We start from the raw sequence: 17,525 nt of genomic DNA on the forward strand, positions 1-17,525 counted from the left end.
AAATGAACAAATCAAGAGTGGCAGTTCTTGGAGCAACTGGAATGGTTGGTCAAAGACTATTAATGCTTTTAGAAAATCACCCATACTTTGATGTGGTGAAACTTGCAGCTTCTGCTAGATCAGCGGGACAAAAATATGGGAAATTAATGGAAAATCGTTGGAAATTAGAAGAAAAAATGCCTTCTTATGTTGAAGATTTAGAAATATATGACGTTTTTGATATTGACAATATTGCCTCTAATATTGATATGGTATTTTGTGCTTTGGATTTAGATAAATCAAGGCTTATTAAGTTAGAGGAAGATTATGCTAAAAGAGAAGTTGTAGTAGTTTCTAATAATTCGGCAAATAGGATGATGGAAGATATCCCTATGATTATTCCAGAAATTAATGTGGAACATTTGGACATAATAGATTTTCAAAGAAAAAGATTGGGAACAAAGTATGGATTTATAGTGGTAAAACCAAATTGTTCAATTCAATCTTATGTTCCAGTATTTAATGCAATACGCGAATATGGCATAAAAGAAGCATCTATCTGCACCTATCAAGCAATATCAGGTTCAGGAAAAAACTTTGATGAATGGCCAGAAATGATAGAAAATATTATTCCATATATTGGTGGAGAAGAAGAAAAATCTGAACAAGAACCATTAAAAATATTTGGAAAAATAAAAGATGGAAAAATTATTTCAGATTCATCTATGAAATTATCAGCACAATGTATTCGTGTACCAGTCTTAGATGGACATATGGCTGCTGTATCATTTAATTTAGAGAATGATCCAGGAAAAGAAGTCTTATTAGAAAAAATAAAAAATTATGTATCTGATATTGATAAATATGATTTACCTTTAACTCCTAAACCATTTATCAAATATTATGAAGAAGATAACCGCCCTCAACCTATATTAGATAGAGATCATGAAAAAGGAATGCAAATCTCTGTAGGACGTTTTAGAGAAGATAATTTATTTGACTATAAATTTGTAGCTTTATCACATAATACAATGAGAGGAGCTGCTGGAGGGGCATTACAAACAGCGGAGTTAATTAAAAAATTAGGATATTTGGATAAAAAATAAAAAGAAATTCATCGTATAGATGAATTTCTTTTTATTTTATTCTTTTTATTACAAAGAAAGGACAACCGAGATTACAATATTCTAATAGAAAGTCTTCTAAATTAGCTATATTACGAGGACTATTTTTTTCTTTTGTAGTTATAAAACCAGTTAACCTCAATTTTTCATGGGATATATCTCCGATAATAAAGTCTCTATCATCTAGTATATCAACATATTTTTCAAAAAATAAATCTTTATCGAAGGCATCTTTATAATTAAATATAAGTTCAAATTTGTGATGTTTCATTTCGAAAAAAAGATGTTCTTGTGATATGTGCATTATGAATTTCTCCTAAAAATTTTTTTAAAAATATAGATAAGACTATATAGAGAGATATAGATGAATAGTAAGAAAGATAAGATGTAAGAAATATTTGAAATAGTTGAATCAAGTTTCTCTTTATCATTAAAGCCTCTAATACTAGTATTTTTTCTGAAATTATTCATTAAGACATCTCTAATATTTATAGTCTGTTTTTCTTTATTTGTATAGCTTGTGAAAACACTGGAATTATTGAAAGAAAGTGTGTCATAGTTTTGTATTAAAATAATTCTTTCATTCATTAATTGGAAATTCAAATTATTTTGATTATGATTTTTATAGAATAAATCATATATTTCAGAATTGATTTCTATGTCTTGTTCATTAATTTTATGATTTCCAGCCTGGACAATTACTTGGTAAGCATAATTTGAAAATAAATAAGGGTATAATTTGTTTAAGTTTTCAAAAATAATATTTTTATCTAGTGAAGAATTTAATAAAACTATTATAAAGTTAGTATTTCCTGAATTAATAAGTATCTCTGAATTTTTTTCCTTATATGATAAACCTAGGATAGTGGTGTTTTCAGAAGTAATGGGAATAGTATTATTTAAAGTAGTTCCATTTTCTAATGTATATTTTTCTTGCTTTGTTATTTGACTAAGCTCATAGAAATTTTTTAAGGTTTCTTGAGTAAGATAGGCAAGATTTCTGGAACTAATTTTATTTTCGGAGTTAATTTCTAATTTATTAAGCTCTGTATCAGAAAGTGTAAGCTTATCAAGAATTGATTGGGCTTTTGATTGATCTATATTAAGGGCATTTAAAACATTTATTGCTAAAGTGCTTGTGTCACTTTGTTCAAGTAAAAATAAGGCATCTTTAATATTAATATCTTCAGTGATATTTAATGTTTTTAAAACTTCATCTTCTGTAACCTTAATTCTATGTTCTAATGTAATAGAATTGTCTTTTAATTTTTCAGATAGTGAGAAAATTGCAAGTTTATTTATTAAATTTTTATAGGTAACTTTTTGATCTGCATCTTGTCCTGCGATTATTTTTCCGGTATTAAGTTCTGCAACAATAAATTTAGAATTATTGTCATTTACAAATGATGTAATATTTGGATCAGTAAATTTATTATTAGCATAAGTCGAAGTATTTAAATTAAATAATAAAATAGATGCTGAAATAATAATTTTTTTAATTAGTTTCATTGAATGCTCCTTTTTAATAATTGAATACCAATTTAATTATATATTATTTTTTTGAAAAAAACTATAGACAAAGTAAATTGTAGTATTTCATAGAATTAAGAATTTAATTAAGTCAATATTGCCGAAAATAAAAAATTTAATATTAGGGATAATAACTATTGTAGATAGGTAGTATTTTGAATATAAATAATGTATACTATATGTTATAATTAAGATATAAAATTTAGTAATATATTACAGGAGGTTGCAGATGAGAATATTATTAGCAGAAGATGAAAAAGATTTGGCTGAAGCTCTCGCTGCTTTATTAAAGCACAATAATTATTCAGTAGATGTAGTGAATAATGGGAAAGAGGCTCTAGATTATCTAAAGTTAGAAGACTATGATGGGGCTATTCTTGATCTCATGATGCCCCAAATGGATGGAATACAAGTGGTCAAAGAACTAAGAAAAGAAAAAAAATCGACACCAGTCTTAATTTTAACTGCTAAATCTCAAATTGAAGACAGAGTAGAAGGATTAGATGCTGGAGCAGATGATTATTTAACAAAACCATTTGACACAAAAGAATTACTTGCCCGTGTTCGTTCAATGACTAGAAGGCAATCGTCTTTTACAGCTAATGAGTTAGAATTTGGAAATACAAAATTAAATAAACTTACTTTTGAATTGAGCACAAGTAAGGATGCTATTGTATTATCTAATAAAGAATTCCAAATTATAGAAATGTTGATGAGAAATCCATGGAATGTTATTTCAACGGAAACATTTTTAGAAAAGATATGGGGTTATGACAGTGACTCTGAAATAAATGTAGTTTGGGTAAATATTTCATATTTAAGGAGAAAATTAAAAACTTTAGATGCTAATATCCACATAAAAGCTAAGAGAAATGTAGGATATACTTTGGAGTTATTAGATGATAAATAAGTTAAGAAAAAAATTTATAATAGTAGCAACAGCTAGTATTACCTTAGTAGTATCTTTAGTATTTATTATTGTTAATTTATTGAATTATTATAATATATGGGAAAATGGAACTAATAGTATTGACAAAATAAAAAATAATTCTACACTAGTAAATGAAATAGTTAATGATGAATATTTTGATACAAACAAAATTACTCTTGATCGTGGAATTCTTATCGCTATAATAGATTCAAGTAAAAATATTTCAAAGATATATAGCAAGAATCTACAATTTTCTGAATCAAATAAAATGGATTTGATTAAAATAGCGATAGAAAATCTAGATAATGAGAAAGAAGCTTATGTGAATAATTATAAGTATGATTATATCCAACATCAAGATAAGAATATATTATTTTTAGTTGATGTAGATAGAGAATTAAAAATATTTAATTTATTTTTATTTAATAGTTTAATGGTAGTGAGTGTAATAGTATTACTAGTGATACTATTACTAATAATACTGTCTAATAAAGTTATTGAACCCTTAGCTGAAAATGTAAAGAAACAAAAACAATTTATAACTTATGCTTCTCATGAATTAAAGACTCCCTTGGCTATTATTTCTTCTAATACAGATTTATTAGCAATAGAACAGGGTAAATCTAAATGGTTGAGAAACATTCGTAAGCAGATAGATAGGTTGTCAGAACTTATTGCTTCGCTTATAGAATTCTCGAAAGCTGAAGAAAAATATACAGTAAAAAGAAATATATTTTCTCTAACAGAATTAATTGAAGATAGGGTAGAAGACTTTTCGGAATTTAATTTTAAGAATATACATGCTAATATTGAAAAGGATATTTATTATAATGGGGAATATGAGTCAATATTTCAGGTCATAGATATTTTATTAGATAATGCAATGAAATATTCTGATGAGGAGAGCTATATAGAAGTAAGTTTAGTATCATACAGAGGAACACCTAAATTAACAGTTAATAATAAATCTAAGTTTACCAAGAGAGGGAATTTAGAAATAGTCTTTGATAGGTTCTATAGAGAAGAACACTCGAGAGAAAATAGTCAAGGTTACGGTCTAGGACTAGCTTTAGCAAAATTGGTATTAGATAGACATGATGCTAAAATAAGAGCATATTCTGAAAAAGATGGAGAATTTACAATAGAAATACTCTTTTAAATAATCTTAGAGATTGAATAATTTCATAAAAAATAGAAGTGTAAACTTTTTATGTTGACATCTAATCTTATATACTATATAATAATAGATGTGTGTTAATAAAGGAGAAAATTTAAATGAAATGGTTAAGGTCAACTTTATTTATAGATAATAAAGATGAGTTTAAATTTGAAGAATCAGTAAATGTCAACATAGCCAATTTTAACGCCAGTGTAGAAGGTGTTGAAAATGTAATAGTTGGAGGAACTTTAACTAGAAATGGTCAAGATAAAATACTTGTTGATTTAATAATTAAGGGTAATTATAAGGTAGTTTCTAGTAGAAGTCTTAACATAATATCTGTTCCTTTTGAAATAAGAGAAACAGAAGATTTTATTGATAAATCTATCCTTAATGGAGATGACTATAATACTTTTGCAATGGATGCTTATATTGATATAAGCAATCTTGTTAATGAATTAGTATTGCTTAATGCTCCATTAAACTACTACTTAGAGGAAGAAGAAGTGGTTAATAAAAAAGGGAAAGATTGGCAATTATTGACTGAAGATGAAATATTGTCTAAAGAAAGAAAGGACAGTCCTTTTTCAGCTTTAGGAGATATGTTTAAAGAAAAATAATTTTCATAATTTATAATATTGGAGGAAATTAAAAATGGCAGTTCCTTTTAGAAGAACATCGAAAACAGCTAAAAGAAAAAGAAGAACTCATAAAAAATTATCTGCACCTGCAATCACTTTAGATGCACAAAGCGGAAACTATGTTATGGGACACCGTATTGACAAAAAAACAGGAATGTATAAAGGTCGTCAAGTACTAGAAGTTAAATAATTTTTTTGATAAGTAGTTATGTTGTGAGCATGATTGCTTATTTTTTTATGATATAATAAGGAATAAATAAAATAGGGAGGTTGATTTATGTATGCCAACAGGTATGATAGTAAACAGCATAGCAATTATCTTAGGTGGAATAATTGGAGTAAGGTATGGAGATAAATTATCTGAAGATTTAAAACAAAAATTAAATTTAGTCTTTGCTCTAAGTGCTATGACTATAGGAGTATCATCTATAACCTTGATGAAATATATGCCTGCAGTAATATTTGCAACGGTACTTGGAACAATATTAGGAGTTTATTTTAAAATAGGAGATAGAATTCAGAATGTTCCTACGTGGGCTCAAGCTTTGATAACGAGAAATTTAGGAATGAAAAAGGGACCAATTAATGAGGAAGTATTCAATCAAATGGTAACTTTAATTATGATATTCACTGCAGCTGCAACTGGAATATATGGTAGTTTAGACCTTGGAATTACTGGAGATAGTAAAATATTGATTGTAAAATCTATGTTAGATTTTTTTGTAGCAATCATATTTGCTGCTAATTTAGGAATTATAGTGCCTGTCATAGCTATTCCACAATTTATAGTATGTATATGCGGAGGAATAATTTTATTATCCAATGGATTTAGGCTGGCTAATATTAAAATGTTTCCGTCTGCAGAACTATTACCAGCAACGGTTTTAGTAGTGCCATTTTCATACATATGGCTACAATATATTTTACCTTTATTTTAAGAAAAGAGACATAAGATGATAAAAAAAATATTACTTACAACAACTATTTTATCAATAGCTTATCTATATCAAAATAGGTATATTAAAAAGAGAAAATATATAATAAGTGATAAAAAAATTTCACAAAGTTTTAATGGATTTAAGATAATTCAATTATCTGATATTCATTGTGGAAAATTGGGATTTTCTGATCAAATTTTTCTAAAAAATATAAAAAAAGAAAAAGCTGATATAATTGTTATAACGGGAGATATACTTGATAGTTATAGAAATGATTCTGCATGTGCATACAATATATTATCACAGATTTCAGACATTGCTCCTACATACTTTATTTCAGGTAATCATGAAGTAAGGTTATCTAAAGAATATACTGAATTAAAAGAATTTTTAAAAAAATTAGATATTAACCATTTAGAGAATAAATCTCAGCCGATATCTAGAGAGAGAGAATCAATTAATTTAGTGGGAATTGAGGACTTTAATTTCTTTAGAAAAAATGATAAAAAAAATTATTATGCAAATTATAGAAATATTTTAAAAAATAATTTTCAAGAAAATAAATATAATATTTTGTTAGCTCATAGACCAGAAAAGTTTTTTATGTATTCAGAATTGGGATATGATTTGATATTTTCTGGACATGCCCATGGGGGACAGTGGAATATTCCACTTCTAGGTAGAATATTTTCACCTAGTCAAGGTTTATTTCCAAAATTTACTCATGGGATTTATGAAGAAAAAAATTCTAAAATGATAGTTTCTCAAGGACTGGGTAATAGTTCATTTTCTACAAGAATTAATAATTTTTTGGAGTATATAGTAGTGGAATTAAAAAATGAATAATAATTTACTTGCATTATTCTGAATTATATGCTAGAATGACAGTATATTAAATTTTTTAATAGATATATGCGATGAGCCGACAAGTAGGAGTACTTGCGTACCGAGGATACAGAAAAGGAATCAGTGGATGAGAGATTTCTCCTTGGCAAACTTTGAAGTAGACGGTGAGCATTTAGGGTGAAAATAAGTAGTCCTAGACGTGTATAGAGCGATAATCTAATAAAGTGCTAACTTAAAGTTAGAAAAAAGGTGGTACCACGGTAAATGTCGTCCTTTGATGTTTACTGGTATTATTGTCAATAGAATTTAAACAAAGATCTAGTAAATTAATTTGCTAGATCTTTTTAATATGTTATATAAAAGGAGAAATATTATGTCAGAAATGTCTACGAAATACAATCCACAAGAAGTAGAAGCTAATAGATATTCTTGGTGGTTAGAGAAAGAAGTTTTTAAAGCAGATAATAAATCTAAGAAAAATCCATATACAATTGTAATTCCACCACCGAATGTAACTGGAAAATTACATATAGGACATGCTTGGGATACAACATTGCAAGATATGTTGACACGATTTAAAAGATTGCAAGGTTACGATGTACTATACCTACCTGGTATGGATCATGCAGGTATAGCAACTCAAGCAAAAGTTGAAGAAAGATTAAGACAAGATGGAATTTTACGTCATGATATTGGACGTGAAAAGTTTTTAGAAAAAGCTTGGGAGTGGAAAGATGAATATGCAGGCTATATTCGTGAACAGTGGGCTAAATTAGGATTAGGCTTAGATTATTCACGTGAACGATTTACTCTAGACAAGGGATTGAGTGAAGCAGTAACAAAAATCTTTGTTGATCATTATAATAAGGGAATTATTTACCGTGGTGAAGGAATTATTAACTGGGATCCGGTACAAAGAACAGCCTTGTCTAATATTGAGGTAATTTACAAAGATATAGAAGGAGCATTCTATCACCTAAAATACTTTTTAGCAGATGGTTCGGGAGATTATCTAGAAGTAGCAACAACTCGTCCAGAAACTTTATTTGGAGATACTGCTGTTGCTGTTAATCCTAAAGATGAAAGATATACTAAATATATTGGAAAGAAAGTATTATTACCAATAACAGGAAAAGAAATTCCAGTTATTGCTGATACATATGTAGAAATGGACTTTGGTTCGGGGGTAGTTAAGATTACGCCAGCCCACGACCCAAATGATTTTGAAGTAGGAAATCGTCATGATTTAGAAAGAATTGTAGTTATGGACGAATCTGGAATTATGAACGAGCATGCAGCTAAATATGCAGGACAAGATAGATTTGAATGTCGTAAAAATTTAATCACGGATTTAGAGGCAGAGGGAATATGTTTTAAAATTGAAAAACACATTCATTCAGTAGGACATTCAGAACGTTCGGGTGCAGTAATAGAACCTTATCTTTCTAAGCAATGGTTTATAGCAATGAAACCTTTAGCAGAAAGAGCGTTAGAAAATCAAAAAAATGAAGATAGTAAAGTACACTTTTATCCAAATAGATTTGAAGGAACTTTTACAACTTGGATGGAAAATGTTCAAGACTGGTGTATATCTCGACAATTATGGTGGGGACATCGTATTCCTGCTTGGTATCATAATGAAACGGGAGAAGTATATGTTGGAACAAGACCTCCAGCGGATCTTGAAAACTATACACAAGATGAAGATGTTCTAGATACTTGGTTTTCATCTGCTTTATGGCCATTTTCTACACTTGAGTGGCCGAATGAAGATTCAGAGGATTTCAAACGCTACTATCCGACAAATACATTAGTAACAGGTTATGATATTATCTTTTTCTGGGTATCACGTATGATTTTCCAGGGATTAGATTTTACAGGAAAGCGTCCATTTAAAGATACGTTAATCCATGGTCTAGTTCGTGATGAGCAAGGACGAAAAATGTCTAAATCATTAGGTAATGGAGTTGATCCAATGGAAGTTATTGAGCAGTATGGTGCTGATTCTCTACGTTACTTCTTGGCGACTAATTCTACACCAGGCCAAGATTTACGTTATTCAAAGGAAAAAATTGAGGCATCATGGAACTATATTAACAAAATTTGGAATGCTTCAAGATTTGTAATTATGAACCTTGAGGGATTTGACTATTCAGATATAGATTTATATGGAGAGAAAACTTTAGCGGATAAATATATTCTAACTAAGTTAGCAGAAACATCTAAAGATTATGAAAGATTATTTGAAAAATATGAGTTTGGAGAAGCGTCACGTATTCTTTATAACTTTATTTGGGAAGAATTTTGCTCTTGGTATATTGAAATTGCTAAAATTAGTTTGAATGGTGGGGACCTAGCTGCTAAGAAAACTACTCAATCAGTACTTATTTATGTATTAGATGCGTCTTTAAAAATGTTACATCCATTTATGCCGTTCGTAACAGAAGAAATTTGGCAACACATTCCGCATAAAGGAGATTCTATTGTAACTTCTGAATTCGTTAAATTAAATGAGGATCTAGTATTTGAAAAAGAAACAGCACAAATGCAACTAGTACAAGATGTAATTACTCTCGTTCGTAATATTAGAAGTGAAGTAAATGCACCTATGTCAAGAGAAATTCCAATTAAGATTAAGTATACAGCTGATGAAACAAAAGAAACTTTATTAGCAGGTAAATCTTATTTAGAGAAGTTTGCTAAACCAAGTCAACTAATTATTGAAAAAGATGTGGAGATTTTTGAAACAGATATCTCTAGAGTAATAGCAGGTCTAGAAATATATGTGTCACTAGCTGATTTAATTGATGTTGATAAAGAAAGAGAAAGATTAGAAAAAGAACTAGAAAAGCTTCAAAAAGAATTAGAGCTAGTTAACAAGAAATTATCTAATGAAAAATTTGTATCGTCTGCACCAGAAGCAGTAGTTAATAAAGAAAAAGAAAAATTAGCTATGTATCAAGAACAATTTGATACAGTAGAAGGTAGAATTAAATTTTTAAATAATTTATAGAAAATAATAGCAGAGAATTTAAAAATTCTCTGTTATTATTTTTTACTAGGATACTTGTGAAAAATATTTACCAAAATTTTAGGATATGGTTGTGCTGGATATAACAATAAGGTAATAAAATTTTATAGAGTTATATTAATTGAGATATATTAATTGAAAAATTTTAAATTAATAAGTCGTAAATCATACTGTGATTTTTTAGGAGAATTTATATATAAGAAATTCACAGTCATATTTTATATTCTTTAAATATTTAAGAAAAAAATTAAAACACCAAATGAATTAGTTTTCTATGATATTGATGATAAATATGTTATACTTTAATTAAGTATAAAATTCATATATTGTGAATCTTATATTGAAATATTATAAATAATTTATAAAAATAATTAACTTACTAATTAAAGAGGTGGAAGAATTTTGTTTACAAATACGGATTTATCTAAACCATTAAAACTTTCTAATGGAGTAATTTTGAAAAATAGATTTGTTTTATCTCCTATGGTAACCAATTCGTCAACAAGTGATGGAAAAGTTAGTCAAGATGATTTGAACTATGCACTTAGAAGGGCCAATTCAGCTCCTTTACAGATAACAGGAGCAGCCTATGTGGATGAATATGGTCAATTATTTGAGTATGGATTTAGTGTAGTAGATGATTCGTGTATTGAAGGTCTTACTAGTTTAGCAAAAGCTATGAAATCAAAAGGAGCCAAAGCTATTCTACAATTAACCCATGCAGGAAGATTTTCTAGTCACGCTTTATTTAAATATGGTTTTGTTTATGGTCCGAGTTATATGAAGTTACAAAGTCCTATTCCACACGAAGTGAGAGAGCTTAGTATATCACAGATAGAAGATCTAATATTTTCTTATGGGGAGGCAACTAAAAGAGCTATTGCAGCTGGCTTTGATGGTGTAGAAATTTCATCAGCTCAGAGATTGCTAATTCAAACATTCTTTTCTAAGTTTTCAAATGAAAGACAAGACGCTTATGGTAGACAAACTTTGGAAAGTCGTTCTAAATTTGCTCTAGATATTTTAAAAATAGTTCAGAGAACAATAGAAAAATATGCTAATTCAGATTTTATTTTGGGTTTTAGAGCAACTCCGGAAGAAACTAGAGGGAATCAAATAGGATATACTATTGAAGAATTTTTAAAGTTTATGGACTTGGCAAATGAAGTTGCTAATATTCATTATTTAGCTGTAGCTAGTTGGGGACATGATGTATATAAAAATAGAGTAAGAGCACCGGGAAAATATCAAGGAAAGTTAATAAATAGAGTTGTAAAAAATCATTTGGAGGGAAAAATTCCTTTAATGGCAACTGGTGGAATTAATACCCCTGAAAAATCTTTTGAAGCCATAAAAGATTCAGATTTTATAGGTTCATCAACCCCCTTTGTAGTAGATCCTGAATTTGCTATAAAAATAATTGATGGAAATTTCCAAGATATTCAATTTAAAATAAAAATTGATGATTTGGAAGAATTAGCAATACCGCAAGCATCGTTTAAGGATATAGTATCTTTGATGGATTATGGAGAATCTTTACCAAAGGATACACGTGATTTTTTTAGAAGTTTAGAAAAAAATTATGAGGATAGATTATGAAGGTTCTAGTTTGGATTAAGAATAAGAGGGATGAGTTTTTTTGAGTATTTTATAAATTTAAGTAGAAGAATTTTTGAAAATATTTATGTGTTTACAGATAAAAATTTCATTAATGATAACTTTAATTATAGGGAAGAATTATGAATTAAATTAGGAGAATATTAATGAGAAAATTTGCAAATTATCTATGGGTAGAAAAAAAAGATGATGTATATACTATAGGGATGACGGCGGAATTACAAGATGATGTTGGTACTATTGGATATGTAGAATTTACAGAAGGAGATCGTGTAGAAGTTGATGATATTATTTTAAACTTAGAAGCTTCCAAAACAATAATGGGAATTTTATCTCCTTTAGCAGGAAAAGTAATAGAGCGTAATTTAAATGCAGAGGCAAGACCAACATTACTTAATTCAGGAAAGAAAAATGAAAATTGGCTTATAAAGTTGATTGATGTTGATCAAGATGCTTTTTATAATTTAGAAGATGAATAGAAGAAATATTCTCTTAAAAGAAATGATAAAATATCTTTTAGAAGAAAAGAATGAAACAAATCAAATTCTTGAAGATAGTTCAGATTTACATACTATTTGGAGATCTTTAATTAATTGTAGGTATGCTAATCCAATTTCTTTAAAATATTTAGAGCTTGAAGATGAATATTTACGAATGATTAATAATTTGCAATATAATATTTCTGATTGTATACCTACAAATAATCCAAGAATTTTTATTTTTAAGGGAGATATAACAAATCTAGCAGTAGATGCAATTGTAAATTCAGCTAATAGTGATATGTTGGGGTGTTTCACTCCTAATCATCATTGTATAGATAATGCTATTCATACCTATGCAGGAGTTAGATTGCGTTTAGAATGCAAACTCTTGATGACAAAGCAGGGAAGAAAAGAATCTGTCGGACAAGCCAAAATAACATCTGCATATAATTTGCCTTCAAAGTATATAATTCACACTGTGGGACCTTATATTGAAAAAGGAAAAGAAGTATCAGCTATAAGGAAAAATTTATTAAAACAATCATATTTATCTTGTTTGAAAATAGCACAGCAATATGGTATTACTACTATAGCTATATGTGCTATTTCTACTGGAGAGTTTGGATTTCCAAAGGAAGAGGCATGTTCAATTGCAATATCTACTGTTAAGGATTGGTTAAATAAAAGTGATGCAAACTTAAATGTAATTTTCAATCTTTTTAATCAAGAAGATTTTGATTTATATCATCAGCAATTATTAATTTAAGGAGTTGAAGTTTATGCTTGTATGGAAATCATTGACGAAAGTAGGCTTATCCCAATCTGAACAACTTGCGGAACTTATTAGAGAGGCGGATGCACTTGTAGTAGGTGTTGGAGCTGGAATGTCAGCTTCAGATGGTTTTACTTATATAGGAGCTCGTTTTGAAAATATGTTTTCGGATTTTATAAATAAATATAAATTTCTAGATATGTTACAAGCTAGTCTTTTTGATTTTGAAGATTGGCAAGAATATTGGGCTTTTCAAAGTAGATTCGTATTTTTAAACTATATCTCACAACCAGTAGGTAAGGGATATCTGGCTTTAAAATCAATTTTAAATCAAAAGCCATATCATATCATAACAACAAATGCAGATAATGCTTTTGATATAGCTGATTATAATATGGAAAAAATTTTCCATATTCAAGGAAAATACTGCCTATGGCAATGTAGTGAATATTGTCACAATCAAACCTATAGAGATGATAGAACTATATTGAAAATGCTGTTGAATCAAAAAAATATGAAGATTCCATGTGAACTAGTCCCCTTGTGTCCTAAGTGTAAAGCTCCATTTGAAATTAATAAACGTAATGAAGAAAGAGGAATGGTCGAAGATAGTAGTTTCTATGTAAAAAAGGAAAAATATGAAAAATTTTTAAGTAAGTATGAGAATGGAAAAATTATGTATATAGATATTGGGGTAGGAAATACCACACCTCAATTTATAAAACACCCATTTTGGAAAAGGGTAGAAAAAAATCCGGATGCACTATATGTTGTTTTAAATTATAAACATTATCGTATACCTACAAGTATTCGATCAAGGAGTGTAGAATTTACGGATAATATATCAGAATTAATTATTAAAACTAATAACTTATTATAAACTTAAGGAGAAATTATTTATGTATCTTATTGAACCGATTAGAAAAGGAAAATATATAACAGATGGAGCTACAGCTTTAGCATTACAAGTGTATGTGCAACAAAATGTGTTTTTAGATGACGATATTTTATTTCCATATTACTGTGATCCTAAAGTAGAAATTGGTAAATATCAAAATGCAGTTATTGAAACAAATCAAGATTATCTGAAAGAACATAATATTCCAGTAGTTCGTCGTGATACTGGAGGAGGAGCTGTGTATGTAGATTCTGGAGCTGTAAATGTTTGTTATTTAATTAAAGATAATGGAATTTTTGGTGATTTTAAACGTGCTTATGAGCCAGTGGTTAGAGCTTTACACGAATTAGGTGCTAGGGGTGTAGAACATAGTGGAAGAAATGACTTACTTGTTGAAGGAAAAAAGGTATCTGGAGCAGCTATGACTATTAGTAATGGACGTGTTTACGGTGGATTTTCATTACTTTTAGATGTTAATTTTGATGCTATGGAGAAAGTTTTAAATCCAAACCGTAAAAAGATTGAATCTAAAGGGATTAAATCTGTTCGTAGTCGCGTAGGATCGCTTAGAGAGTATTTCTCATCAAAATATAAAAATATAACAACAGTAGAATTTAAAGATATTATGATTTGTAAATTACTTCAAATTGATAATATAAATCAAGCAAAACGTTATGAATTAACAGAAAAAGATTGGGAAGTTATTGACAAGTTAACAGAAGAAAAATACAAAAATTGGGAGTGGAATTATGGAAATTCACCTCAATACTTTTACCAACGAGATGGAAGATTTAGTGTGGGAACTATTGATATTCATTTAGATGTAAAAAAAGGGCGTATTAATGCATGTAGAATTTATGGAGATTTTTTTGGCCGAGAAAATATTGCTGATATCGAAAAAATTCTTATAGGTAGTAAGATGATTCAAGAAGAAATTTTTGAAAAACTTGATAATATAGATTTATCTCCATATTTTGGTACTATAACAGCTCAAGAATTAACTGATTTAATTTTCAGTTAAATAATAAAATTATAACGAAACAAGCACATCTCGATGAGATGTGCTTCGTTTATACTATTCAATTATGGGTTATTTTCTTAGAAAGCAGGAGTATTAACTGCTTTTTCTTTTAGTAAATTTTTAACAGATTCGCTAGTTAGAGCTTTTTGTAATGCTTTAACAGCATCAGAATCTTTGTTATCTTCACGTGCAGCTAATCCTAAAGCATAAACTGGATCTGGTGTTTCTTCTGCAAGAACAGCATCCTCTACTTTAGTATATTTTGTTGCTGAACTTGGATAGTCGAATACTAGATCAGCTTCTTGGTATTTTTGACCAATTGTTGCAAGAGAAGCAGGTTCGATATTAATATCTTTAACTTTAGTCACGTGTTGGTCAACTTCATCAGGCTTAATAGCAAGAACAGAAGAATCTTTTAATTTGATAAGTCCAGCTTTTTCTAATAATTTTAGTGAGCGTGCAAAATTGAATGGATCGTTTGGTACAGCAACTTTAGCCCCATCTTTTAAATCTTCAATTTTTTTCACATCTTTTCCATAGAATGCTCCAAGGAAGTTATAAACTGGTTGAACGTGAACTAGGTTAGCATTCTTTCCTTTATTAAACCCTTCCATGAATGGTTTGTGTTGGAATAAGTTAGCATCAACTTCTTTATTGAATAGTGCATCGTTAGGTGCAGTATAATCAGAAAATTGTTTTACCTCTAAAGTATATCCATCTTTTTCTAATTCTTTTTTAGCAACTTCTACGATCTCATCAACAGCAGAAATTTTAGCTACAGATAATTTAATAACTTTATCGTTTGCTGAAGCAACAGGAGTAGTTAATCCAGTTGCTACTAAAGCTAATGTTGCAGCTGCAACGAATGATTTAAATAGTTTTTTCATTATGATATATTCTCCTTAAATATAAACCTTATTATCTTTTGTTTACCCTGTTTGCGAAGAAATAACCAATATTTTGAATAATATAAACATAGACAATAAATATAAGTGCTAGTAAATACATAACATCATAGTCGTATTCTTGATAACCATAAGTATAAGCAAAATCACCTAAACCACCGGCTCCAATAACTCCCATTACGGTAGAGTAAGAAAGCAGACTTATTGTTACTGATGTAAATGATAAAATTAAATCAACCTTAATAGAGGGTAATAAAAAATATCTTATCATTTGAAATTTTGTAGTTCCCATAGAAATAGCTCTATCAATAATCTTATCTGGAACATTTAATAATGCCTGTTCAACAAAACGACTATATAGACTAACAGAAACTAATGTTAAGGGTAAAACTGCAGGTAAATTACCAAAACCAGTACCAAATATAAATCTATTTACGGGTATAATCATAAGTATGAAGATTAAGTAAGGAATACTTCTTACTGTATTTAGAATTATACTTAAAATTTGGTATGCTAAGGGGTTTTCTAGTAAATATTTATTTCTAAATGAAAATAGTAAAAATCCACAAGGAATAGCAATAAGCAAACATAGTATTAGAGATGCGAAAACCATAAAATTAGTTTCCCAGAAAGCTTCCCATATTAGTTTATAATACTTTTCAAACATATTAATCATTTGTTAAAAATTCCTTTACGTGATTAAAATAATCTTGCTTATAGTTACTTGATAAAGATTTTTTAGGGGTAATCACTTCTTTTATTTGTGAATCTCCAAGTATAATAACCTTATCACAGAAATTTTTTAAAATACTTAAGTTATGAGAAATAACAACGAGTGATATATTAGTTGTATCTCTTAATTTTAAAAGTAAGTTAAATATTTCTTGTTCACTATTTACATCAAGTGCAGAACTTATCTCGTCACATAATAGAACCTTAGGATTCTGTAAGATAGACATAGCTATTGCGACTTTCTGTTGTTGACCTCCTGAAAGATTTCGACAAATTTCCTTTTTTAAATGAAAAATATTCATGAAACTTAAGATTTCATCAATTTTCTTTTCATCAATTTTTTCTCCGTTAAGCTTAAAGATAAGTGATAAATGATAGTAGACAGATTCTCCTTCTAGTAAGTTACTATTTTGAAAAATATAAGAAATAGATTTTCTCATTTTTCTTAATTCGTCATCATTCATTTTTGTAATATCTTTACTATCAATAAGTATTTGTCCTGAATCAAAAGAAATTAAGCCATTCAACATTTTTAAAATTGTTGATTTACCAGATCCGTTAGGGCCGATAAGACCGATAATTTCTTTTTCTTTAACTTGAAAAGAAATATTATTCAATTTGAAATTAGAATTTTTATATTGCTTAGCAATATTATTTACTTGAATTACCATTGTTTTCCTCCCAAAAATAATATAACATTTTTCATATTAAATTTCAAGACTTTTTATTGTTGTTTTATTAGATTTATATACATATATATATTTAATTAGATAGCGAGGGAATAGAATTTTCAAATCTGTTTCTTATCACCACAAACATCTGTACTAATCCTTTCAATATATAGGAAAACGTTTGAATAAATAGAATTAAATTTACAAATTGCTATAAATTCAGTATAATTAATGTATGATATTGGTAA

The 17,525-nt window shown here is 28.4% G+C and carries 18 protein-coding genes and 1 other annotated feature; of the genes, 13 read left to right on the plus strand and 5 right to left on the minus strand.

Annotated features, from left to right (window positions below):
- The first annotated feature begins 2 nt into the window (after nt 1-2).
- Nucleotides 3-1,085, plus strand: a complete 1,083-nt coding sequence (asd, locus tag HZY82_RS02165; RefSeq protein ID WP_179938558.1) for an aspartate-semialdehyde dehydrogenase — start codon at nt 3-5, stop codon at nt 1,083-1,085.
- Between the two features lie 31 nt (nt 1,086-1,116).
- On the opposite strand, the gene HZY82_RS02170 is transcribed toward asd, so the two are convergent.
- Together HZY82_RS02170 and HZY82_RS02175 are read right to left on the minus strand one after the other, a co-directional pair.
- The gene (locus HZY82_RS02170) at nt 1,117-1,407 is read right to left on the minus strand and encodes a YutD-like domain-containing protein (RefSeq protein ID WP_218925232.1); all 291 of its coding nucleotides are present in this window, start codon (nt 1,405-1,407) and stop codon (nt 1,117-1,119) included.
- On the minus strand, nt 1,407-2,612 hold the full coding sequence (locus HZY82_RS02175) for a hypothetical protein (protein ID WP_135155762.1): 1,206 nt from the start codon (nt 2,610-2,612) through the stop codon (nt 1,407-1,409). The genes HZY82_RS02170 and HZY82_RS02175 overlap by 1 nt, the downstream gene beginning before the upstream one ends.
- A gap of 250 nt (nt 2,613-2,862) precedes the next feature.
- Here HZY82_RS02175 and HZY82_RS02180 point away from each other — a divergent pair, with 250 nt between their 5' ends.
- From HZY82_RS02180 to lplA, 12 genes are all read left to right on the plus strand, one after another.
- The gene (locus tag HZY82_RS02180) at nt 2,863-3,543 is read left to right on the plus strand and encodes a response regulator transcription factor (RefSeq protein ID WP_135155763.1); all 681 of its coding nucleotides are present in this window, start codon (nt 2,863-2,865) and stop codon (nt 3,541-3,543) included.
- On the plus strand, nt 3,533-4,723 hold the full coding sequence (locus tag HZY82_RS02185) for a sensor histidine kinase (protein WP_135155764.1): 1,191 nt from the start codon (nt 3,533-3,535) through the stop codon (nt 4,721-4,723). The genes HZY82_RS02180 and HZY82_RS02185 overlap by 11 nt, the downstream gene beginning before the upstream one ends.
- 116 nt (nt 4,724-4,839) lie before the next feature.
- Nucleotides 4,840-5,343: a YceD family protein gene (locus HZY82_RS02190; RefSeq protein ID WP_135155765.1), complete on the plus strand. Its 504-nt coding sequence runs from the start codon at nt 4,840-4,842 to the stop codon at nt 5,341-5,343.
- Nucleotides 5,344-5,377: 34 nt separating this feature from the next.
- The gene (gene rpmF / locus HZY82_RS02195; protein ID WP_135155766.1) at nt 5,378-5,554 is read left to right on the plus strand and encodes a 50S ribosomal protein L32; all 177 of its coding nucleotides are present in this window, start codon (nt 5,378-5,380) and stop codon (nt 5,552-5,554) included.
- Between the two features lie 91 nt (nt 5,555-5,645).
- Complete coding sequence (locus HZY82_RS02200) at nt 5,646-6,302, plus strand: DUF554 family protein (RefSeq protein WP_179938560.1); 657 nt, start codon at nt 5,646-5,648, stop codon at nt 6,300-6,302.
- A 15-nt stretch (nt 6,303-6,317) separates the two neighbouring features.
- Nucleotides 6,318-7,148 (plus strand): metallophosphoesterase, encoded by an 831-nt coding sequence (locus HZY82_RS02205; protein WP_135155768.1) that lies wholly within the window; start codon nt 6,318-6,320, stop codon nt 7,146-7,148.
- Nucleotides 7,149-7,210: 62 nt separating this feature from the next.
- Nucleotides 7,211-7,426 (plus strand) — a binding site (T-box leader).
- A gap of 71 nt (nt 7,427-7,497) precedes the next feature.
- Nucleotides 7,498-10,161, plus strand: a complete 2,664-nt coding sequence (locus HZY82_RS02210; RefSeq protein WP_483299219.1) for a valine--tRNA ligase — start codon at nt 7,498-7,500, stop codon at nt 10,159-10,161.
- Between the two features lie 420 nt (nt 10,162-10,581).
- A complete protein-coding gene (locus tag HZY82_RS02215) occupies nt 10,582-11,778 on the plus strand; it encodes an NADH-dependent flavin oxidoreductase (RefSeq protein WP_135155770.1) in 1,197 nt (398 codons plus the stop codon).
- Nucleotides 11,779-11,942: 164 nt separating this feature from the next.
- A complete protein-coding gene (locus tag HZY82_RS02220; protein ID WP_135155771.1) occupies nt 11,943-12,275 on the plus strand; it encodes a glycine cleavage system H family protein in 333 nt (110 codons plus the stop codon).
- Complete coding sequence (locus HZY82_RS02225; RefSeq protein ID WP_135155772.1) at nt 12,268-13,044, plus strand: protein-ADP-ribose hydrolase; 777 nt, start codon at nt 12,268-12,270, stop codon at nt 13,042-13,044. Before HZY82_RS02220 ends, HZY82_RS02225 begins: the two co-directional genes overlap by 8 nt.
- Nucleotides 13,045-13,057: 13 nt before the next feature.
- Nucleotides 13,058-13,930, plus strand: a complete 873-nt coding sequence (locus HZY82_RS02230) for an SIR2 family NAD-dependent protein deacylase (RefSeq protein ID WP_135155773.1) — start codon at nt 13,058-13,060, stop codon at nt 13,928-13,930.
- A 19-nt stretch (nt 13,931-13,949) separates the two neighbouring features.
- Nucleotides 13,950-14,969, plus strand: a complete 1,020-nt coding sequence (gene lplA, locus HZY82_RS02235; RefSeq protein ID WP_179938562.1) for a lipoate--protein ligase — start codon at nt 13,950-13,952, stop codon at nt 14,967-14,969.
- Between the two features lie 77 nt (nt 14,970-15,046).
- On the opposite strand, the gene HZY82_RS02240 is transcribed toward lplA, so the two are convergent.
- Genes HZY82_RS02240 through HZY82_RS02250 form a run of 3 tightly spaced genes read right to left on the minus strand, consistent with a single transcriptional unit; the run spans nt 15,047 to nt 17,277 of the window.
- The gene (locus HZY82_RS02240; protein WP_135155775.1) at nt 15,047-15,856 is read right to left on the minus strand and encodes a MetQ/NlpA family ABC transporter substrate-binding protein; all 810 of its coding nucleotides are present in this window, start codon (nt 15,854-15,856) and stop codon (nt 15,047-15,049) included.
- 31 nt (nt 15,857-15,887) lie between these two features.
- Nucleotides 15,888-16,550: a methionine ABC transporter permease gene (locus tag HZY82_RS02245; protein WP_135155776.1), complete on the minus strand. Its 663-nt coding sequence runs from the start codon at nt 16,548-16,550 to the stop codon at nt 15,888-15,890.
- On the minus strand, nt 16,543-17,277 hold the full coding sequence (locus tag HZY82_RS02250; RefSeq protein WP_135155777.1) for an ATP-binding cassette domain-containing protein: 735 nt from the start codon (nt 17,275-17,277) through the stop codon (nt 16,543-16,545). The genes HZY82_RS02245 and HZY82_RS02250 overlap by 8 nt, the downstream gene beginning before the upstream one ends.
- Between the last annotated feature and the right edge of the window lie 248 nt (nt 17,278-17,525).

It is taken from the genome of Gemella sp. GL1 (assembly GCF_013415365.1).
Taxonomy (GTDB): Bacteria; Bacillota; Bacilli; order Staphylococcales; family Gemellaceae; genus Gemelliphila.

Bases quoted from the DNA above. Each gene is read 5' to 3' on its own strand.
- asd (WP_179938558.1), top strand. From the start codon at position 3: ATGAACAAATCAAGAGTGGCAGTTCTTGGAGCAACTGGAATGGTTGGT.
- HZY82_RS02170 (WP_218925232.1), bottom strand. From the start codon at position 1,407: ATGCACATATCACAAGAACATCTTTTTTTCGAAATGAAACATCACAAA.
- HZY82_RS02175 (WP_135155762.1), bottom strand. From the start codon at position 2,612: ATGAAACTAATTAAAAAAATTATTATTTCAGCATCTATTTTATTATTT.
- HZY82_RS02180 (WP_135155763.1), top strand. From the start codon at position 2,863: ATGAGAATATTATTAGCAGAAGATGAAAAAGATTTGGCTGAAGCTCTC.
- HZY82_RS02185 (WP_135155764.1), top strand. From the start codon at position 3,533: ATGATAAATAAGTTAAGAAAAAAATTTATAATAGTAGCAACAGCTAGT.
- HZY82_RS02190 (WP_135155765.1), top strand. From the start codon at position 4,840: ATGAAATGGTTAAGGTCAACTTTATTTATAGATAATAAAGATGAGTTT.
- rpmF (WP_135155766.1), top strand. From the start codon at position 5,378: ATGGCAGTTCCTTTTAGAAGAACATCGAAAACAGCTAAAAGAAAAAGA.
- HZY82_RS02200 (WP_179938560.1), top strand. From the start codon at position 5,646: ATGCCAACAGGTATGATAGTAAACAGCATAGCAATTATCTTAGGTGGA.
- HZY82_RS02205 (WP_135155768.1), top strand. From the start codon at position 6,318: ATGATAAAAAAAATATTACTTACAACAACTATTTTATCAATAGCTTAT.
- HZY82_RS02210 (WP_483299219.1), top strand. From the start codon at position 7,498: ATGTTATATAAAAGGAGAAATATTATGTCAGAAATGTCTACGAAATAC.
- HZY82_RS02220 (WP_135155771.1), top strand. From the start codon at position 11,943: ATGAGAAAATTTGCAAATTATCTATGGGTAGAAAAAAAAGATGATGTA.
- HZY82_RS02225 (WP_135155772.1), top strand. From the start codon at position 12,268: ATGAATAGAAGAAATATTCTCTTAAAAGAAATGATAAAATATCTTTTA.
- HZY82_RS02230 (WP_135155773.1), top strand. From the start codon at position 13,058: ATGCTTGTATGGAAATCATTGACGAAAGTAGGCTTATCCCAATCTGAA.
- lplA (WP_179938562.1), top strand. From the start codon at position 13,950: ATGTATCTTATTGAACCGATTAGAAAAGGAAAATATATAACAGATGGA.
- HZY82_RS02240 (WP_135155775.1), bottom strand. From the start codon at position 15,856: ATGAAAAAACTATTTAAATCATTCGTTGCAGCTGCAACATTAGCTTTA.
- HZY82_RS02245 (WP_135155776.1), bottom strand. From the start codon at position 16,550: ATGATTAATATGTTTGAAAAGTATTATAAACTAATATGGGAAGCTTTC.
- HZY82_RS02250 (WP_135155777.1), bottom strand. From the start codon at position 17,277: ATGGTAATTCAAGTAAATAATATTGCTAAGCAATATAAAAATTCTAAT.